This is a genomic window from Arenibacter sp. S6351L (genome assembly GCF_023016025.1).
GTDB classification, from domain to species: Bacteria; Bacteroidota; Bacteroidia; order Flavobacteriales; family Flavobacteriaceae; genus Arenibacter; species Arenibacter algicola_B.
In genome coordinates this window covers 16,183-31,739 of record NZ_JALKBB010000007.1, presented here as the reverse complement: position 1 = coordinate 31,739, position 15,557 = coordinate 16,183, and the positions used below count along the sequence as shown (strand labels likewise).

The following is a 15,557-nucleotide window of genomic DNA, read 5'->3' as shown; positions in this document are numbered from 1 at the left end:
TAGGTTATGCATTTAATTTACAGAATTTTAATGATTTATGCACGGAAATTAACATGGAATTGATTTTATACTCCATTTTACCCTCGAAACCTATGGGCCCCACTTTGTAATCACCGTATTTAATGGCTAAACAGACCCTTCCTTTCCCGAAAGGATGTTAATGAAATTGGTGTTATTGGGATCACGGACAGTTTTTGGATCAATTATCACGGAAATTATTCATGTATGCCATATAATCCCCATCGATTTTCAGGAGAATGGAATCCAAATCCCGTATAAAAAGTTCACAATTCAGTATCTTTGTTATCTTAAAAAGTATTGGTGCCGGCTATATAAAAAACCGTCTGCCCCATTAAAATTTAACTTAAAAGACTACTTTGGCCACCTGTAATAGCAATAAACTTTATCTGATGACAAAAAAAAATTTAATCCTTATTCTATCCGTAATAATTGCGGTTGCCTACTCCTGTAAAGACCAAAACAAGGAGAATTCACAAATGAAAAGCGTAATGGCTGTTCATGATGAGGTAATGCCCAAAATGGGGACTATAGGCAAATTGGTGTCACAATTGGACGAAAAAATCACGAACGATGCCTCCTCCGACGATTATGTAGCCGCAAGGGAAGAATTAAAAGCAGCACACAAGGCCATGATGGATTGGATGAAGGGCTTTGGCGATCGTTTTAATGGGGATGAGATACTGAACGGGAAAGCATTGACGGAAGAAAAACAAAAATGGCTGGATGAGGAAGAGGCTAAAGTAAACGCCCTTAAGGATCAAATAAATTCCAGTATTAAGCAGGCGGAAGATTTATTGCAAAGCAATTAGGGAATTGTTACTCCTTCCAGCGTAAGGATTCAATAATTTTACGAATATCCTTTTGCAAATGTACGGCTGCAGGCAAGATAGAATCATAATTAGGTTTGGCATAAAAATACAATGACCCGGTTACGAAGTGTTTCGTGCTGTCCGTTACATAAAACTGGGATTGTGAGGCTGCATTGCCCTTTACTTCATAATACATTCCATATACCTTATGGGGTTCGTTGACAACGGGTTCCTCATAAATACCGTCGGCCTTCACAACATGCTCGTAGCTTAATTTTTGGGCATCGGTAAGGAGTTTGTCCAAATTGCCGTTCACTTCCTTATAATTAATAAAAATAGAACCTTTCATAAGGGGATAGTCTAATGTAAAAGAGGTATTGGATTCGGATTTTAATCTGGCCATTTCATTGTACTTGATAGAAAAGTGCTCTGTTTCCAATACTTCTTCCTTAGCAGAAGGATATTCCAACCTAAGCATTGCCTTGGGCTTCGGCAAAACATTGTCCTCACAAGCCGACACAAGACATAACAACAATATAAGTAGTCCGATATTAAGCTTCATGTGGCAATGTAATTTTTATTTGTTTCAAACGCTTTTTGTCCAGGCTCTCCACGACAAATTGATAATCCTTGAATATTACCACCTCTCCCCTTTTGGGAAAGCTTCCGGCAATCTCCAAGACAAAACCCGCAACTGTTTCAGATTCCCCTTTTTTCTCCTCAAAATCATCCTCATCCTCAATTTTGGCCACTCTATAAAAATCCTTCAAAGCCGTTTTGCCATCGAAGACGTAGTTAAAATCGTCCAGTTTAGAGAAAATTAAATCCTCATCATCAAATTCATCACTTATATCCCCAACTATTTCCTCTATAATATCCTCAAGGGTTACTATCCCGGAAGTGCCTCCATATTCATCAACAACAATGGCCAAATGATTTTTCTTGGTCTGGAAATCCAGTAACAAATTGTCCAATTTTTTGTTCTCCGGGACAAAATAAGGCTCCCTGATCAAGGACATCCAATTAAAGGTTTTTCGGTCTATGTAGGGCAAGAGATCCTTAACATAAAGTACTCCTAAAACATTATCCATATTTTGAGAAAAAACCGGAATCCTGGAATACCCATGTGTTTTTATCTCCGCCAAAACTTCCAGGAATTTCATTTCCTCATTAAGGGCAAAAATATCAATCCTGGGACGCATCACCTGTTTGGTATCCGTATTTCCAAAAGAGACGATCCCCTCCAGTATTTTTTGTTCCTCTACGGTAGTATCCCCCTCCGAAGTGAGCTCCAATGCCTGGGACAAATGGCCCACGTTAAGATTGGATTTCTGTTTGCCCAATTTATTGTATAGGTATATGGTAGCCGACCTCATTGGCAAACTTAAAGGCGAAAATAGGAAATCCAACAACTTTAAAGGAAAGGCCATAAAAAAGGCGAAGGTAAATCTGTTGCGATTGGCATAAACTTTGGGCAAAATCTCCCCAAACATCAAAATTAAAAAAGTGACCACTACTACCTCCAAGAGAAAGCGCACAGGAACAAGTCCTAAAATAACATAGGTAATTTCAGCAAAAATGGTGTCGCCTATATTGTTGAACAATAATACTACCCCAATATTTATGGCATTGTTCGCAATCAATATGGTGGCCAAAAGTTTTTTGGGACGATCCAGGAGCGTAACAATGATTTTCCCTTTGGCCGTCTTTTTTTCCTCAATCCCATTAACATCGGTTTGGGAAAGGCCAAAAAAAGCAACTTCAGCCCCAGAAATAAGGGCAGAAAAAGTCAACAAAATAAAAAGTAATGCGATTTTATAAGCAAAACCGCTATCGATTGCAATAAAATTCAATAATAAACTAAGGGGGTCTGGGTCCAATAGTCAGTCTTTAAATTTAATTAGTCTAGAATGGTAAATCATCTTCCTCTTCAGGTCCGTTGTTACCTAACGGCTCGTTAACCTTATTTGTTGTGGCAGATGTACCCTGTTGTGGTTGATTCTGGTTACTTGATTGGGCATTGGCCATACTTTCTTTTTTTGTGGTCAAAAAAGTAAAATCCTGAACATGCACCTCGGTAGTATACCTGGTGTTGCCATCCTCCCCTTGCCATTGACGGTTTTTAAGTCTACCTTCCACGTAAATTTTATCCCCTTTACTAAGGTATTTTTCGCAAATTTCAGCGGCCTTGTTCCGCACCACAATATTATGCCAATCCGTATTGGTTACCCTTTCCCCTGTCTGCTTATTGGTATAGGTCTCATTGGTAGCCAACGGGAATCTCCCTATGCAGTTTCCACCTTCAAAAAAGTGAATTTTAATCTCATCTCCCAAATGCCCGATCAGCATAACTTTATTTAGTGTTCCGCTCATAACTCAAAGTAAAGTTCAAAAGTACTAAATTTTAAACGTTTTTATAAAATCTGCAATTAAAACTGGAACAGGATATTTATGAAGTTCAGCTATTTGTATTCCATTTTCAAGTTTGGATTCAAAGGTGATGATCCAAAACCTAGTATGCAAATGTTGGTGTGAAAGTTTATGAACTATTTTACTTTCATTATAAAGGTAAATTTCGGAGGGCTCCTCCAACGCTACCAATTCTCTCAAATTACCCGCAACTTCTCCCTGATCTATATACTTATCGGTTTCCAGCAATGGAAATTCATATAAATTTTGCCAAATACCATTTCCTTTTCGCTGTTGCAATAAAGTCTGATTATTTTCATCTACCAATACCAGGTAATTAAAATAACGATCACGGACCTTATTCTTTTTTATTTTTACCGGAAGGCTGTCTATGTGGTTAGTTGCAAGGGCCACACATGATTTCTGCAGGGGACAGCTACTGCAGTCCGGATTCTTGGGAGTGCATTGCAGGGCGCCAAATTCCATAATTCCCTGGTTGTAGTCCCTTATATTTTCGACATCCATAATATCTTTGGCCAATTCTTTAAAGTACAAAATGCCTTCCGAACTGTTTATGGGCAGGTCTATACCATAATATCTGGCCAAAACCCTATAGACATTTCCATCTACCACCGCCTCTGGCCGGTCAAAACAAATTGAAGCTATTGCAGAGGCCGTATAATCGCCAATACCTTTCAATTGCATCAGCTCTTTATAGGTATTTGGAAATTTTCCTTCATATTTTTCAGTAATTATTTTTGCAGTGGCATGTAAGTTTCTGGCCCTGGAATAATACCCCAAACCTTGCCACAACTTAAGCACCTGTTCTTCCGATGCAGCGGCCAAATCCTGTACCTTGGGAAAAGCCTCCACAAACTTCAAATAATAAGGTATACCTTGCGCTACGCGGGTCTGTTGGAGCATAATTTCCGACAGCCAAATACGGTAAGGGTCATTGGTGCTACGCCAAGGAAGAAGCCTTTTATTTAGCTCGTACCACTCTAAAATAATTCTGGAAAAGTTCATTTACTTGGGCCTAATTTACAAAAGTAATGGTTTACCAACTTAAAATTAAGTTCCTTAGCAATGAAAGATTGAATTTAATTCATATATTTGCATCCCGAAAAAAAATTCTTTAGAAATTTATTTAGTTAAAATGACGAAAGCGGAAATTGTAACGAAAATCTCAGAAAAACTGGGAATTGAAAAAGGAGATGTACAAGCAACTGTGGAATCTTTCATGGATGAGGTTAAAACATCTTTAGAAAGCGGAGACAACGTATACTTAAGAGGTTTCGGCAGTTTTATCATTAAAACAAGAGCTGAAAAAACAGGTAGGAACATTTCCAAAAATACTACCATTAAAATCCCCGCACACAACATCCCTGCCTTTAAACCGGCCAAGGTATTTGTAGAAGGTGTAAAAAGTAATGTACAAGTCAAATAAAATAATATTAATCTTAAAAAGTAGACCTCTATGCCTAGTGGTAAAAAAAGAAAAAGACATAAGGTAGCTACCCACAAGCGTAAAAAACGCCGGAGAGCTAACCGACACAAGAAAAAGTAGTTGTTACAACTACTTTTTCCTTTTATACGTTCCTTGACATAGAAATTCATAAAAGAATTTCGACGGGTTTATACAACCTGTACAAATTATTGTTTAATCATTTGTCCCCACTTGATATATTGAGTGGCGGGATGAATATAAATTAATTCAGGTGAATAGAGAATTAATCGTAAGATCTAGTTCCAATGCCGTTGATTTTGCCTTGCTAAAGGATGGAAAACTCACTGAATTACACAAAGAAGAAGACAGTAACGACTTTGCCGTTGGCGATATTTTAATTGCCAAGGTAAGAAAACCGGTAACTGGACTAAACGCAGCCTTCGTAAATGTAGGGTATGAGAAAGATGCCTTTCTACATTACCACGATTTGGGGCCGCAACTAGCTTCTATGTTGAAATTCATTAAAAAAGTTAGCACTGGAAAACTTAAGGACTACTCTTTAAGTAATTTTCAGTTTGAAGAAGATATTGACAAAAATGGTAGCATCACCGATGTTATTAAAGCCAATCAATCCTTACTCGTACAAATAGTAAAGGAACCCATTTCCACAAAAGGACCACGAATAAGCTCTGAACTTTCCATAGCTGGCCGATACTTGGTCATGGTCCCTTTTTCCGACCGCGTTTCAGTTTCACAAAAAATTGAAAGCAAAGAAGAAAAAGATAGGTTAAAAAGACTCGTTAGGAGTATTAAACCAAAAGGGTTTGGCGTTATTATCCGAACAGTAGCAGAAGGCAAAAAAGTAGCAGAACTAGACAAAGATTTGCAGAATTTACTGAACAAATGGTCAGTAATGTGCAATAAGATCCAAAGAGCACCGCATCCGTCCAAAGTTTTGGTAGAGCTTACAAGGGCTTCTTCCATTCTTAGGGATGTTTTTAACGATTCCTTTACCGGAATCCATGTTGATGAGGAAACGCTTTTTGAGCAAGTAAAAGATTATGTGCATGAAATTGCACCGGAAAAAGAATCTATTGTAAAATTGTATAATTCTAATGTTCCCATATTTGAAAAATTTGGGATAGAAAGACAAATTAAAACTTCGTTCGGCCGTACGGCCTCCATGAGCAAAGGTGCCTATTTAATTATTGAACATACCGAAGCGCTTCACGTTATAGACGTTAACAGCGGTAACCGTTCCAATAAGGCCAAAAATCAGGAAGACACAGCCCTAGAAGTAAATTTATTGGCCGCCTCTGAAATCGCAAGACAATTACGCCTGCGGGATATGGGAGGAATCATCGTGGTAGACTTTATCGACATGGGTAAAGGCGAACACAGAAGACGCCTTTTTGACCACCTTAGGGATGAGATGAAAGACGACAGGGCCAAACACAAAATACTACCCCCAAGTAAGTTTGGACTTATACAAATTACAAGACAACGGGTTAGACCCGAAATGAACATTAAAACAAGTGAGGAAAACCCCAATGGCTCCGGTCAGGAGGTAGAAGCTCCAATTGTTTTGATCGACAAGATAAATGCAGATCTGGAAAAACTCTTAAAAGGTCCGGCAAAAGATAATGGGATTACATTAAACATACATCCATTTATTGCTGCCTATTTAACCAAAGGGTTTCCATCTATACGTTCCAAATGGTTTTTGGAGCACAAAAGATGGGTTAAGATTCAACCCAGGGATGCCTATACGTATCTTGAATATCGTTTTAAGAACAAAGACGGTAAAACCATATACTAACAAAAAAGCGACTTCCAAAACGGAGTCGCTTTTTTTGTTTTAACACATTAAATTACTCTAAAGCATTAATCTACCCTTGGAGTAACAATTATATTCCTAAATTCTATAGGACCGTGATCCCCTTGAAAGTACAATGGTCCTGGCTCACCTTCCTTGCTGTCCAAAGCTCCACCGGTAATTCCAGGGATAATTTGGTCACTGATCACCGTAGTTCCGTTAGCCACTACGGTTACCCTTCTACCGATCAAGGTAATATCATATTCCTGCCATTCTCCTGCAGCCTTGGCCACAACCTCATTTGGGGTCAGGAAGCCGTATACGCCACTATATTCCACATCCGAAGGTTCTGCCCCCTTACTGTCGGTAATCTGTACCTCATAGCGTCCTCGTAGGTAAACCCCACTATTACTTCCCTTGGGATACTTAAATTCCAAATGCAATTTAAAATCGTTGAACTTTTGTTCGGAAACCAAATTGGAACCCGATTTAGGACTTTTTAGCACCCCTGATTCCACTATCCATTGGTTTTCTCCCATAGCCTGCCATCCACTTAAATCCTTTCCATTGAATAATTTAATAGGTTTGCCCCACTTTGGATTTTTGGTATACTCCAATTTAGGGGCACGTGTAGCCACCCAATTGTATGTTTGGCCGTTGGTATATAACATGGTACCTTTTAGGACATCACCGGTCATACTTCCTTCAAATTCCATATAACTATCACCACTTTCCCATTGCGGGGGAATGGCAAAACTAAATTTTCCGTCCTTCATTTTTACCTCGGCAATTGGCCGGGCACTACCCATGGCATAAACAAACCGTCCTACCAAAGTTCGGGAACCGGAATGGCGGATTTCCAACCACGAAGGAAGTTCCTCCCCATCTTGGGAAATAACCATATCCCAACGCCCCTCTATTGAGTTTATTTGTTGGGCAAAGGACAAAGTAGTAAAAGCCAATATAAAGCTCAATGCTACTAAACACATTTTAAATTTATTATTCATTTTAGAGATTGTTTTTTATGAGTCGTAAATATAATTACAATATGCCTACTTCACCAATTAACAACCCCAAAATAACCTCACTAATAGCCTAGGAACTTTAGGGCCTTGAATAAAATAACGGGCTAGATTTATCAATTCCACAAACCACCGTATATTTACAGAAATACTGCACAGAATTAACTGGAGCAATTGACCATCCAGATCCTTTTTTACCAAATGATAACTCCTAAAAATTCCTATACCGTAGTTGAAGCCACCAAGAAATTGGAAGGGTATTGCGCCTATCAGGATCGCTGCCATAAAGAGGTGATTTCCAAGTTAAGGACAATGAATATGATTCCTGAGGCCATAGACGTCGTTGTGGGACATCTTATTAAAGAAAATTACCTCAACGAGGAACGCTTTGCCAGAAGTTTTGCCCGGGGAAAATTCAATATTAAAAAATGGGGAAAAAATAGAATTGAAAATGAATTGAAGTATAGGGAAATCTCCAAATTCAATATAAGGTTGGCCATGGAGGAAATAGACTCCAAAGAATACATTAAAACGTTTAATGCCTTGGCAAAAAAACGCTTGGCAGAAATAAGGGAAAAGGACCTACAAAAACGCCGTAAAAAACTCGCCGATTATCTTTTGTACCGAGGGTGGGAAAGTGGAATGGTGTATGAAAAAGTATATGAACTAGTTCCCAACAAATAAAATAGACCTTCAGCCCCCTCCTTGTGGAAAGGGCCAAGGATCGTATATTTTAATTAAGATTAAAAGAAGCCCCGATGGTGAATACAAACTGATTGTGCAGTTTTTCGGCCGCTGTTAAGGTATCTGTATTATATTTTGCCAGTGGTGTGTTTAATTCGGAAAATACACCAAAGCCATCGCTAAAAAAGTAGCGGATACCCAAATGACCTCCAAAATTTTTAAGACTTAAGTCCAATCCGGGATAAATATCCACATTGTCCCCCAATTGAAAAACACTGCCCAAATTGGCATTGAACCTTGCCCTTAAGTCTATTCTGTCCCCAAAATCGGCATCGATCAATTCTGCCACCCCCAATACATAGGAGGACGCCAGGCCAAGTGAAAAGTTTTCACCCAAACCATAATCATAAGTCAATACAATTCCGGTACCATTATCCTGAAAATTGGTCCCTATCTGAAATTTCATATCTTCCCTACCTTCAAAAGCCTGTGCATTAACAGATGACACAGCCAAAACAAATACCAATGCAAGCAATAATTTTCTCATAATTAACTTCTTAATAAATTTTATTTAAAGGGGACAAAGATATTCCTTTCCTTAGACATAATACCTAGGACAACTGTTTATTTGTCCTTTCTATGGCCTGTTCATTCTTCCAATCTATCCACTCCTGACCTTTTAATTTTCGCATAATATTATCATAATAACGCATGACCAATACATTGTAGAAGGCCCGTCCCAAATTCGCCGGATTTCTTGCTATTGCCCTTAAACTCATGGAAAAACCCGGAGTGATATATTTCATATAATGCCAATACCCTTCAGGCATATACAACACTTCGCCATGTTCCAAACGGGTTTTAAACCCCGAGGCATTTTTTAGTGCGGGCCACTTTTCATAATCGGGATTCGAAAAATCTATGCTCTCATGGGTAATCAAAGAATGTGGCACTTTATACAAGTACTTATTTTCGGACTGGGGAAATAGAATAACCTCTTTTATTCCAGCGAAATGAAAATGAAAGATATTGGCAAGATCAATATCGTAGTGCATAAAGGTATGGGAATTGGCACCTCCAAAAAAAAGCATGGGCAGGCCCTTCATTAAGTTCAGGCCAAAATCAGGAAAAGAATAATCCTTCTGCAGCTCTGGTACCTCTTTAAGAATATTCCATAAAAAAATGCGATATTTTGTAGGCTCCCTTTGCAAAAGGTCCAGATAATGGGACATTTTCATGGAGGCATGGGGCTCGTTAAATCCGTCTTTATGATGTACCGGACGATCATCATATAACGGAACCGTTTTATTACCGGCCACCTGCCTCATATATTCAAAATTCCATTTGGTATAGGCCGGCCATTCCTCAATACACTTTTCTATGACCACAGGTTTCTGTGGCCTAAAATAGTTATTGAGAAACTCTTCTTTGGTAATATTCGCTACCCTTGGAATCTCTTTTAAGTTCAATATAACTTGATTGATTAATCTAGCAAAGTTAAAAAAACCAAAAATAATTTTCTTGGCAATTCATTCCAACGCAGGATTACTCCGTTAGATTGGCCTTCTTTTTAGCAGCTTCGTTCCTATCAATGATATGTCCGGGCCTGGTCCATTTTGGCTTTTCGCCCTTGGCTGCATACTGGGAATCCTCAGCTTCCACAGTTTGGGGCTGGGAAACCTTGGTAAAAGCTTTTTGTGGGTTTAATCCCAACAGCTTAAACATGGCCATATCCTCATTAACATCCGGGTTGGGTGTAGTAAGCAACTTATCCCCGGCAAATATAGAATTGGCACCTGCAAAGAAACACATGGCCTGCCCTTCCCTACTCATTTGAGTACGACCGGCAGATAAACGGACTTGGGTTTCGGGCATAATAATTCTGGTAGTGGCCACCATACGCACCATATCCCAAATAGGAATCGGAGGTAGGTCTGCCATAGGGGTACCTTCAACTGCCACCAAGGCATTGATCGGCACGGATTCCGGTTGTGGGTCCAAAGTGGAAAGGGCCACCAACATACCTGCCCTATCTTCCAAAGCTTCTCCCATACCTATAATACCACCGCTACAAACGGTAACATTACTCTTACGTACGTTGTCTATAGTATCCAAACGATCCTTAAACGCACGTGTAGAGATTACATCTTTATAGTAGTCCTCGGAAGTATCCAAATTATGGTTGTAAGCATATAGTCCGGCTTCCGCCAAACGATGCGCCTGGTTCTCGGTAATCATTCCCAAAGTACAGCAAACTTCCATGTCCAGCTTGTTAATGGTACGCACCATCTCCAACACCTGATCAAACTCGGGTCCGTCCTTAACGTTCCTCCATGCAGCACCCATACACACCCTTGAACTTCCGGCGGTTTTAGCACGCAAGGCCTGGGCCTTCACTTGGGAAACGCTCATAAGGTCATTGCCTTCAACATTGGTATGGTAGCGTGCGGCTTGTGGACAGTATCCGCAATCTTCAGGACATCCCCCTGTTTTAATGGATAGCAAGGTAGATACCTGAACCGTATTGGGGTCATGGTTTTCCCTATGTACGGTAGCCGCCTCGTAGAGCAACTCCATAAAGGGTTTGTTGTAAATATCCAGTATTTCCTGTTTGGTCCAGTTATGTCTTACTTCGCTCATACTTTTTAGTTCTTGGGGCTTTCCCCAACTTCCTTCTCTCCCAACTCCTACAAGGAGGACCTGCAAGGTCTTGGAGACCTTGTAGGTCTACACCTTGCAGGAGAGGGCAAGGAAGTCGGGGTCGGGCTTATTCGCTATATCTTTTTCAGTTTACCTTCGCCAGGCGCGGTAAACATAAAAAGGATGCCGCTGCAATCCCTAAGCCAACATTTATTTAGGGGTCAAAAATAACCTATAATCTGCAGAAATTGCAAAAATCGATTCCTAAATTATTAGATAATGCTATTTAATAAGGGCTTAATAAATATTTGATTAGTTAGAAATGGACTGTAGACAAACCAATAAATCCCTATTTAAAATGAATTAAGGTCTTCCAATAAGAATACTCACCGCATTCCCTCCAAAACCCACTGCGTTTACCATTACTTTATTGATCCAAATGGAAAGAAACTTTTGGAACATAAATTGTATCTTTACTTTAAGAAATTAGAAATTATTATGGCAAGCATCGATTTAAGAAATACGGTCCGAGAGTACATAGACAAGGCAGACATAAGGCTTTTAAAAATGATTAAAGCATTGGCGGAAAGCTATCAAAATGACGAGCAGGAGCTAACTTTAAGCGAAGAACAATATCAAATGATAGATAAGCGTAAGGAAGCCCATTTAAATGGAGAAAGTAATTCATTTTCTTGGGAACAAGTTAAACAAAACGCCAGAAATGCTGCACAGTAATGGCATATAATTTAGAGATTATAAACGATGCCAATCTAGAAATTATTGAGGCTTATCTATATTACGAGGGAAAACGAATTGGACTTGGTGAGGAATTCTTGGAACATTTAGACAACTATTTTGACCGAATCGTAGCCAACCCTAAATGCTTTCCCCAAAAACGTAAACCTTACAGAGAAGCATTTTTAAAACGTTTTCCCTTCTTTGTTATATATGAAATCATTAATAATAAAGTGATAGTTTATTCAATATTCAATACTTGGCAAAATCCCAAGAAAAAGAAGAAATAATTCTAGTTGCGTGCCAATTCATACTCATCCGTAGTACTTATAATGCATACTTCTCCTCAGGGTTTGGCACAATAGATATTTTTTCCTTCTGATTGCTTTCACAAATCAATCCTACCCAATAAGAATACTCACCGCATTCCCTCCAAAACCCACTGCGTTTACCATTACTTTGTTGATTTGTTTAGGAATGGCATCATTTGTCACATATGGCACTCCTATAAACTCTTGGTGCTGCAACATTAATACCGCCAATTCCAAACTCAACATTCCGGAAGCACCAAAGGAATGTCCTAGCTTCCATTTATTAGTGGTCATTGCCGGCTCATGTGCTCCAAATACTTTTTCAATAGCCCTTACTTCGGACAAATCACCTTTAATGGTTCCAGGAGCATGCAATACCACCACATCTACCTCCTTTGGATCTATTCCGCCCAAAGCCATCTTCATGGATCGCTGAAAACAAACCGCATCAGCGGATATTGAAATATTGTGTTCCAGTATTTCGGTAGCATAACCCAGACCTTCAATGCGGGCAAGGGCATTTTCTTTGTTGCCTTTCTCCAAACACGCCATGGAGGCAGCTTCACCCAAAACCATGCTGTTCTGTTTCTTGTCCAAGTCCAAGGCTCTACAAGGGTAACCCTCAGGGTCGTTGGCCACAAACCGTGAATAGACTTTTAAGGCCTTCATCTGTGCAATGGTAAAAGGCGTTAATGGCGCCTCGCTACCCCCCACCAAAAATTTATTGGCCATGCCACTTTTCAGCCACGCCACCCCGTTCAACAAGGAATGTAGAGCCGTGGAACAGGTTATGGAATGTGATATTTCCGGGCCTTGTGTCTGCAGATCATGGGCCACCCAAGAAGAAATATTCCCCAAGGTGGTAGTAGGGGAAGATAAGGTAGAGGCCTCCCCATTTTGGATAAATTCGCTATGGTATTTTTCAAAAAGTCCGGTAGCACCTCTAGATGAGCCAATGTTTACCCCAAAATTACCATCCTTCCAACCGGCTTGACCTATAGCTTCCCTAGAGGCATAAATGGCATATAGTACAGATGGGTCCAAGTTTTTATACTTGGAATCCGAATTTTTTAAATCGGTTATCTTTTGTTGTGTATCCTCCGTTAGGACAGATCCCCAGGCGGTTAGATCGCCATAGTGTTTCTGCTGTAAAAAATGGTCTGGACGCTTATAATTTTCCCAGGTCTCCTTCAAGGAAGTTCCTAAAGGAGAAATGGATGAAAGTGCGGTGATAAAAATAGGTTCGTTCTGCATGGGTTAAAAAGAATTAAGAACTTCCTTTATACTGTTATAGATTTTTTGCATTTGCTCCCTAGTGGTGATATAGGGTGCCAAAATGTAAATAGTGTTGCCTAAAGGTCGAAGAAAAACCCCCGAATCCATAAAATGCTTAAACAGTTTGTCCCTTACATTTCCATAACGCTCCATGACAATATTAAGATCCAGCGCGTAGATAATCCCAATTTGCCTAGTGGACGCAACTTTGGGGTGATCCTTTATTTCGGCATCAAACTCTTGGTGCCACTGTATTATTTGGGCAATATTTTTTTGAATATCATCAGATTTCAGCAATTCAATTCCCGCCAAAGCTGCAGCACATGCCAAGGGATTAGCTGTATAAGTATGCCCATGAAAAAGTCCCTTTGCAATATCATCACTGTAAAAGGCATCGTAAACTTCCTGGGTACAACTGGTCACCGCCATTGGAAGCATTCCTGCTGTAAGGGCCTTGGACATGCATATGACATCTGGTTTCACCTCCATATAATCGGAGGCAAAGTGTCTTCCTGTTTTTCCAAAGCCCGTCATTACCTCATCGGCTATGGCCAATACCCCATGGGATTTTATCACTTTTAGAATTTTCTCCAAATGTTCTGCCTTGTGCATTTTCATGGCCGCTGCACCCTGCACCAAGGGTTCATAAATAAATCCGGCAATAGCATCAAGATCTATAGTATTTTCCAATTCATGCAATAGTCTACCAATATTGTCATCCGTAGGAACAGGAATCCTTTTTACATCAATAAAATAATCCTCAAAAGGGCCGTTATATACGGATAAACTGGAGACGGACATCGCCCCAAAAGTATCGCCATGAAAACCATCTTCAAAAGCCAATAAAACAGAGCGCTTTTTTCCTTTATTATGATGATATTGCAAGGCCATCTTTATTCCTATTTCAGTTGAAGTGGAACCGTTGTCCGAAAAAAACAATTTTTCTTGATTGGATGGCAGCAACGAAATTAGTGCTTCTGACAGCGCAATGGCCGGTTCATGTGTAAATCCACTAAAGACCACCTGATCCAACTGTTGCATTTGAGCGTAGACCTTAGCTATTATGGCATCATTACAATGACCGTACATACAGGTATACCAAGAGGAAATCCCATCTATGTATTCCCTGCCCTGCTCATCGTACAACACCGCCCCTTTGGCCTTGACAAGGCCAAGCATTTTGGGATGCAGTTTATGTTGCGTAAGTGGGTGCCAAAGGTGCTTTTGGTCCCTTTCCGAAAGACTTTTCAATTGAATATCCTTTTTAAATAGAGATGCAAAGATGGGGAATAATGACTAAAAACACTATCCCGATCCCAATTCATTTTAAGGGGATAATCAAACCATAATCCCTCTTAGATATAGGAAAATATTTTATCGGCCAAAGATATTATAATGCCATTAGCGCAGGACGCAGTTCTTCTGCGTATTTCCTAACAACATCCTTGGTCAAGGATGCTTCCTGTCCAATTCTTCCGAGCACAGAAACTCCCGTAATGTTGGAAATTATATCCTCAGAGGCAGCATTAGGCTCCCCATTAAATAGTACGGCAACATCATAACCCTTTAGCAAGAGCCATTTAATGGTTAACAGGGAATGATTAATACTGCCCAAATAATGCTTCACCACAACTATTACATGATAGGTGGGCATAATAATATCCAGAATAGTATCGGAATCATTAAGAGGCACCAGTACTCCACCTGCCCCTTCGATCACCAGATGGTTCTCTGTTTTGGGCTCATTTATTTTATTGTGATCTATATAAACCCCTTCCAAAGCAGCGGCCGCATGAGGACTAATTGGCGCCTTTAGGGAGTAGCTACTTTTATGTATTACCGTTTTGGTATTGGAAATTAAATTGGAAATCGTTTCACTATCAGAATCGTCCCCAGTTTGAACGGGTTTCCAATAATCGGCCTGCAAGGCCTCGACCATAACTGCCGAGGCGATTGTCTTTCCTACATCTGTTGATATTCCTGTTACAAAAAATTGTTTCATTCTAGCTTGGTTCTGTTATAAACTCACAATTTAGACATTTATACTTTCTTTTTTCAAAAAATGGAAAAAGTTTATAAAAAATCCCCTTCCTGTTATAATAAATCTCCATTCTTTGTGCTTTACAATTGGGACAACGCCTAAAATTACCTTGGTCGTCCATCGCATAGGCCCTGATTTCATTATAGATTTCCGTAGCACTTTCCTTATCGGAATAATATACCTGCAGCTTCACTCCGCCAATAGCATTACTGATAAGGGGGTCGGAATTAAGGGTGTTTTCATCCCTTAGAAATACGGGGATACCATCGGCCTCCAATCGGCCTTTTAATATTTGAACATCGGCTACATATTCAAACGCAGCTAGGGTATAAAATTCTGGGTTCATG

Annotated in this window: 18 protein-coding genes; 6 read left to right on the top strand and 12 right to left on the bottom strand. The window is 39.8% G+C overall.

Annotation, left to right across the window (positions count from 1 at the left end; all coding sequences use genetic code 11):
* Positions 1 to 410: 410 nt before the first annotated feature.
* Positions 411 to 830: a hypothetical protein gene (locus MWU82_RS07590; RefSeq protein ID WP_247095936.1), complete on the top strand. Its 420-nt coding sequence runs from the start codon at positions 411 to 413 to the stop codon at positions 828 to 830.
* Positions 831 to 837: 7 nt separating this feature from the next.
* On the opposite strand, the gene gldD is transcribed toward MWU82_RS07590, so the two are convergent.
* The 4 genes from gldD to mutY are packed head-to-tail and all read right to left on the bottom strand — an operon-like array spanning position 838 to position 4,265.
* On the bottom strand, positions 838 to 1,392 hold the full coding sequence (gldD, locus tag MWU82_RS07585) for a gliding motility lipoprotein GldD (protein ID WP_215949574.1): 555 nt from the start codon (positions 1,390 to 1,392) through the stop codon (positions 838 to 840).
* Positions 1,382 to 2,710, bottom strand: coding sequence for a gliding motility-associated protein GldE (locus MWU82_RS07580; RefSeq protein ID WP_247095934.1), 1,329 nt, complete (start codon positions 2,708 to 2,710; stop codon positions 1,382 to 1,384). Before MWU82_RS07580 ends, gldD begins: the two co-directional genes overlap by 11 nt.
* A 25-nt stretch (positions 2,711 to 2,735) precedes the next feature.
* Positions 2,736 to 3,203 carry a single-stranded DNA-binding protein gene (gene ssb / locus MWU82_RS07575; protein WP_215949576.1) on the bottom strand — a complete coding sequence of 156 codons (468 nt, stop codon included), beginning with the start codon at positions 3,201 to 3,203 and terminating at the stop codon, positions 2,736 to 2,738.
* 24 nt (positions 3,204 to 3,227) lie between these two features.
* Positions 3,228 to 4,265 carry an A/G-specific adenine glycosylase gene (mutY, locus tag MWU82_RS07570; protein WP_247095932.1) on the bottom strand — a complete coding sequence of 346 codons (1,038 nt, stop codon included), beginning with the start codon at positions 4,263 to 4,265 and terminating at the stop codon, positions 3,228 to 3,230.
* Between the two features lie 130 nt (positions 4,266 to 4,395).
* Here mutY and MWU82_RS07565 point away from each other — a divergent pair, with 130 nt between their 5' ends.
* Positions 4,396 to 4,686, top strand: coding sequence for an HU family DNA-binding protein (locus MWU82_RS07565; RefSeq protein WP_031445631.1), 291 nt, complete (start codon positions 4,396 to 4,398; stop codon positions 4,684 to 4,686).
* 271 nt (positions 4,687 to 4,957) lie between these two features.
* Positions 4,958 to 6,505, top strand: coding sequence for a ribonuclease E/G (locus tag MWU82_RS07560; protein ID WP_247095930.1), 1,548 nt, complete (start codon positions 4,958 to 4,960; stop codon positions 6,503 to 6,505).
* Between the two features lie 65 nt (positions 6,506 to 6,570).
* Here the strand turns inward: MWU82_RS07560 and MWU82_RS07555 are convergent, their stop codons facing one another.
* Positions 6,571 to 7,509 carry a family 16 glycoside hydrolase gene (locus MWU82_RS07555; protein ID WP_247095929.1) on the bottom strand — a complete coding sequence of 313 codons (939 nt, stop codon included), beginning with the start codon at positions 7,507 to 7,509 and terminating at the stop codon, positions 6,571 to 6,573.
* A gap of 216 nt (positions 7,510 to 7,725) precedes the next feature.
* Here MWU82_RS07555 and MWU82_RS07550 point away from each other — a divergent pair, with 216 nt between their 5' ends.
* On the top strand, positions 7,726 to 8,208 hold the full coding sequence (locus MWU82_RS07550; RefSeq protein ID WP_247095927.1) for a regulatory protein RecX: 483 nt from the start codon (positions 7,726 to 7,728) through the stop codon (positions 8,206 to 8,208).
* Between the two features lie 49 nt (positions 8,209 to 8,257).
* Here MWU82_RS07550 and MWU82_RS07545 read toward each other — a convergent pair whose 3' ends face one another.
* From MWU82_RS07545 to bioB, 3 genes are all read right to left on the bottom strand, one after another.
* Positions 8,258 to 8,755 (bottom strand): DUF6646 family protein, encoded by a 498-nt coding sequence (locus tag MWU82_RS07545; RefSeq protein ID WP_215949580.1) that lies wholly within the window; start codon positions 8,753 to 8,755, stop codon positions 8,258 to 8,260.
* Positions 8,756 to 8,819: 64 nt separating this feature from the next.
* Complete coding sequence (locus tag MWU82_RS07540; protein WP_215949581.1) at positions 8,820 to 9,677, bottom strand: cupin-like domain-containing protein; 858 nt, start codon at positions 9,675 to 9,677, stop codon at positions 8,820 to 8,822.
* A gap of 76 nt (positions 9,678 to 9,753) precedes the next feature.
* Positions 9,754 to 10,848, bottom strand: coding sequence for a biotin synthase BioB (bioB, locus tag MWU82_RS07535; RefSeq protein ID WP_247095925.1), 1,095 nt, complete (start codon positions 10,846 to 10,848; stop codon positions 9,754 to 9,756).
* 498 nt (positions 10,849 to 11,346) lie between these two features.
* On the opposite strand from bioB, the gene MWU82_RS07530 reads away from it, so the two are divergent.
* A complete protein-coding gene (locus tag MWU82_RS07530; RefSeq protein ID WP_247095923.1) occupies positions 11,347 to 11,583 on the top strand; it encodes an addiction module protein in 237 nt (78 codons plus the stop codon).
* Positions 11,583 to 11,873, top strand: a complete 291-nt coding sequence (locus tag MWU82_RS07525) for a type II toxin-antitoxin system RelE/ParE family toxin (RefSeq protein WP_247095921.1) — start codon at positions 11,583 to 11,585, stop codon at positions 11,871 to 11,873. The genes MWU82_RS07530 and MWU82_RS07525 overlap by 1 nt, the downstream gene beginning before the upstream one ends.
* Positions 11,874 to 11,984: 111 nt before the next feature.
* Here the strand turns inward: MWU82_RS07525 and MWU82_RS07520 are convergent, their stop codons facing one another.
* The 4 genes from MWU82_RS07520 to MWU82_RS07505 all read right to left on the bottom strand — a co-directional run bounded on the left by MWU82_RS07520 (position 11,985) and on the right by MWU82_RS07505 (position 15,556).
* Complete coding sequence (locus MWU82_RS07520; RefSeq protein WP_247095919.1) at positions 11,985 to 13,148, bottom strand: beta-ketoacyl synthase N-terminal-like domain-containing protein; 1,164 nt, start codon at positions 13,146 to 13,148, stop codon at positions 11,985 to 11,987.
* A 3-nt stretch (positions 13,149 to 13,151) separates the two neighbouring features.
* Positions 13,152 to 14,420 (bottom strand): adenosylmethionine--8-amino-7-oxononanoate transaminase, encoded by a 1,269-nt coding sequence (gene bioA, locus MWU82_RS07515; protein ID WP_247095917.1) that lies wholly within the window; start codon positions 14,418 to 14,420, stop codon positions 13,152 to 13,154.
* 139 nt (positions 14,421 to 14,559) lie between these two features.
* Positions 14,560 to 15,171, bottom strand: a complete 612-nt coding sequence (gene bioD / locus MWU82_RS07510; protein WP_215949585.1) for a dethiobiotin synthase — start codon at positions 15,169 to 15,171, stop codon at positions 14,560 to 14,562.
* A gap of 1 nt (position 15,172) precedes the next feature.
* Positions 15,173 to 15,556, bottom strand: coding sequence for a DUF2007 domain-containing protein (locus MWU82_RS07505; protein ID WP_215949586.1), 384 nt, complete (start codon positions 15,554 to 15,556; stop codon positions 15,173 to 15,175).
* Between the last annotated feature and the right edge of the window lies 1 nt (position 15,557).

Coding starts and splice junctions, on each gene's coding strand:
- MWU82_RS07565 (WP_031445631.1), top strand. CDS start 4,396: ATGACGAAAGCGGAAATTGTAACGAAAATCTCAGAAAAACTGGGAATT.
- MWU82_RS07530 (WP_247095923.1), top strand. CDS start 11,347: ATGGCAAGCATCGATTTAAGAAATACGGTCCGAGAGTACATAGACAAG.
- bioD (WP_215949585.1), bottom strand. CDS start 15,171: ATGAAACAATTTTTTGTAACAGGAATATCAACAGATGTAGGAAAGACA.
- bioB (WP_247095925.1), bottom strand. CDS start 10,848: ATGAGCGAAGTAAGACATAACTGGACCAAACAGGAAATACTGGATATT.
- MWU82_RS07555 (WP_247095929.1), bottom strand. CDS start 7,509: ATGAATAATAAATTTAAAATGTGTTTAGTAGCATTGAGCTTTATATTG.
- MWU82_RS07545 (WP_215949580.1), bottom strand. CDS start 8,755: ATGAGAAAATTATTGCTTGCATTGGTATTTGTTTTGGCTGTGTCATCT.
- MWU82_RS07525 (WP_247095921.1), top strand. CDS start 11,583: ATGGCATATAATTTAGAGATTATAAACGATGCCAATCTAGAAATTATT.
- mutY (WP_247095932.1), bottom strand. CDS start 4,265: ATGAACTTTTCCAGAATTATTTTAGAGTGGTACGAGCTAAATAAAAGG.
- MWU82_RS07520 (WP_247095919.1), bottom strand. CDS start 13,148: ATGCAGAACGAACCTATTTTTATCACCGCACTTTCATCCATTTCTCCT.
- ssb (WP_215949576.1), bottom strand. CDS start 3,203: ATGAGCGGAACACTAAATAAAGTTATGCTGATCGGGCATTTGGGAGAT.
- MWU82_RS07505 (WP_215949586.1), bottom strand. CDS start 15,556: ATGAACCCAGAATTTTATACCCTAGCTGCGTTTGAATATGTAGCCGAT.
- gldD (WP_215949574.1), bottom strand. CDS start 1,392: ATGAAGCTTAATATCGGACTACTTATATTGTTGTTATGTCTTGTGTCG.
- MWU82_RS07590 (WP_247095936.1), top strand. CDS start 411: ATGACAAAAAAAAATTTAATCCTTATTCTATCCGTAATAATTGCGGTT.
- MWU82_RS07550 (WP_247095927.1), top strand. CDS start 7,726: ATGATAACTCCTAAAAATTCCTATACCGTAGTTGAAGCCACCAAGAAA.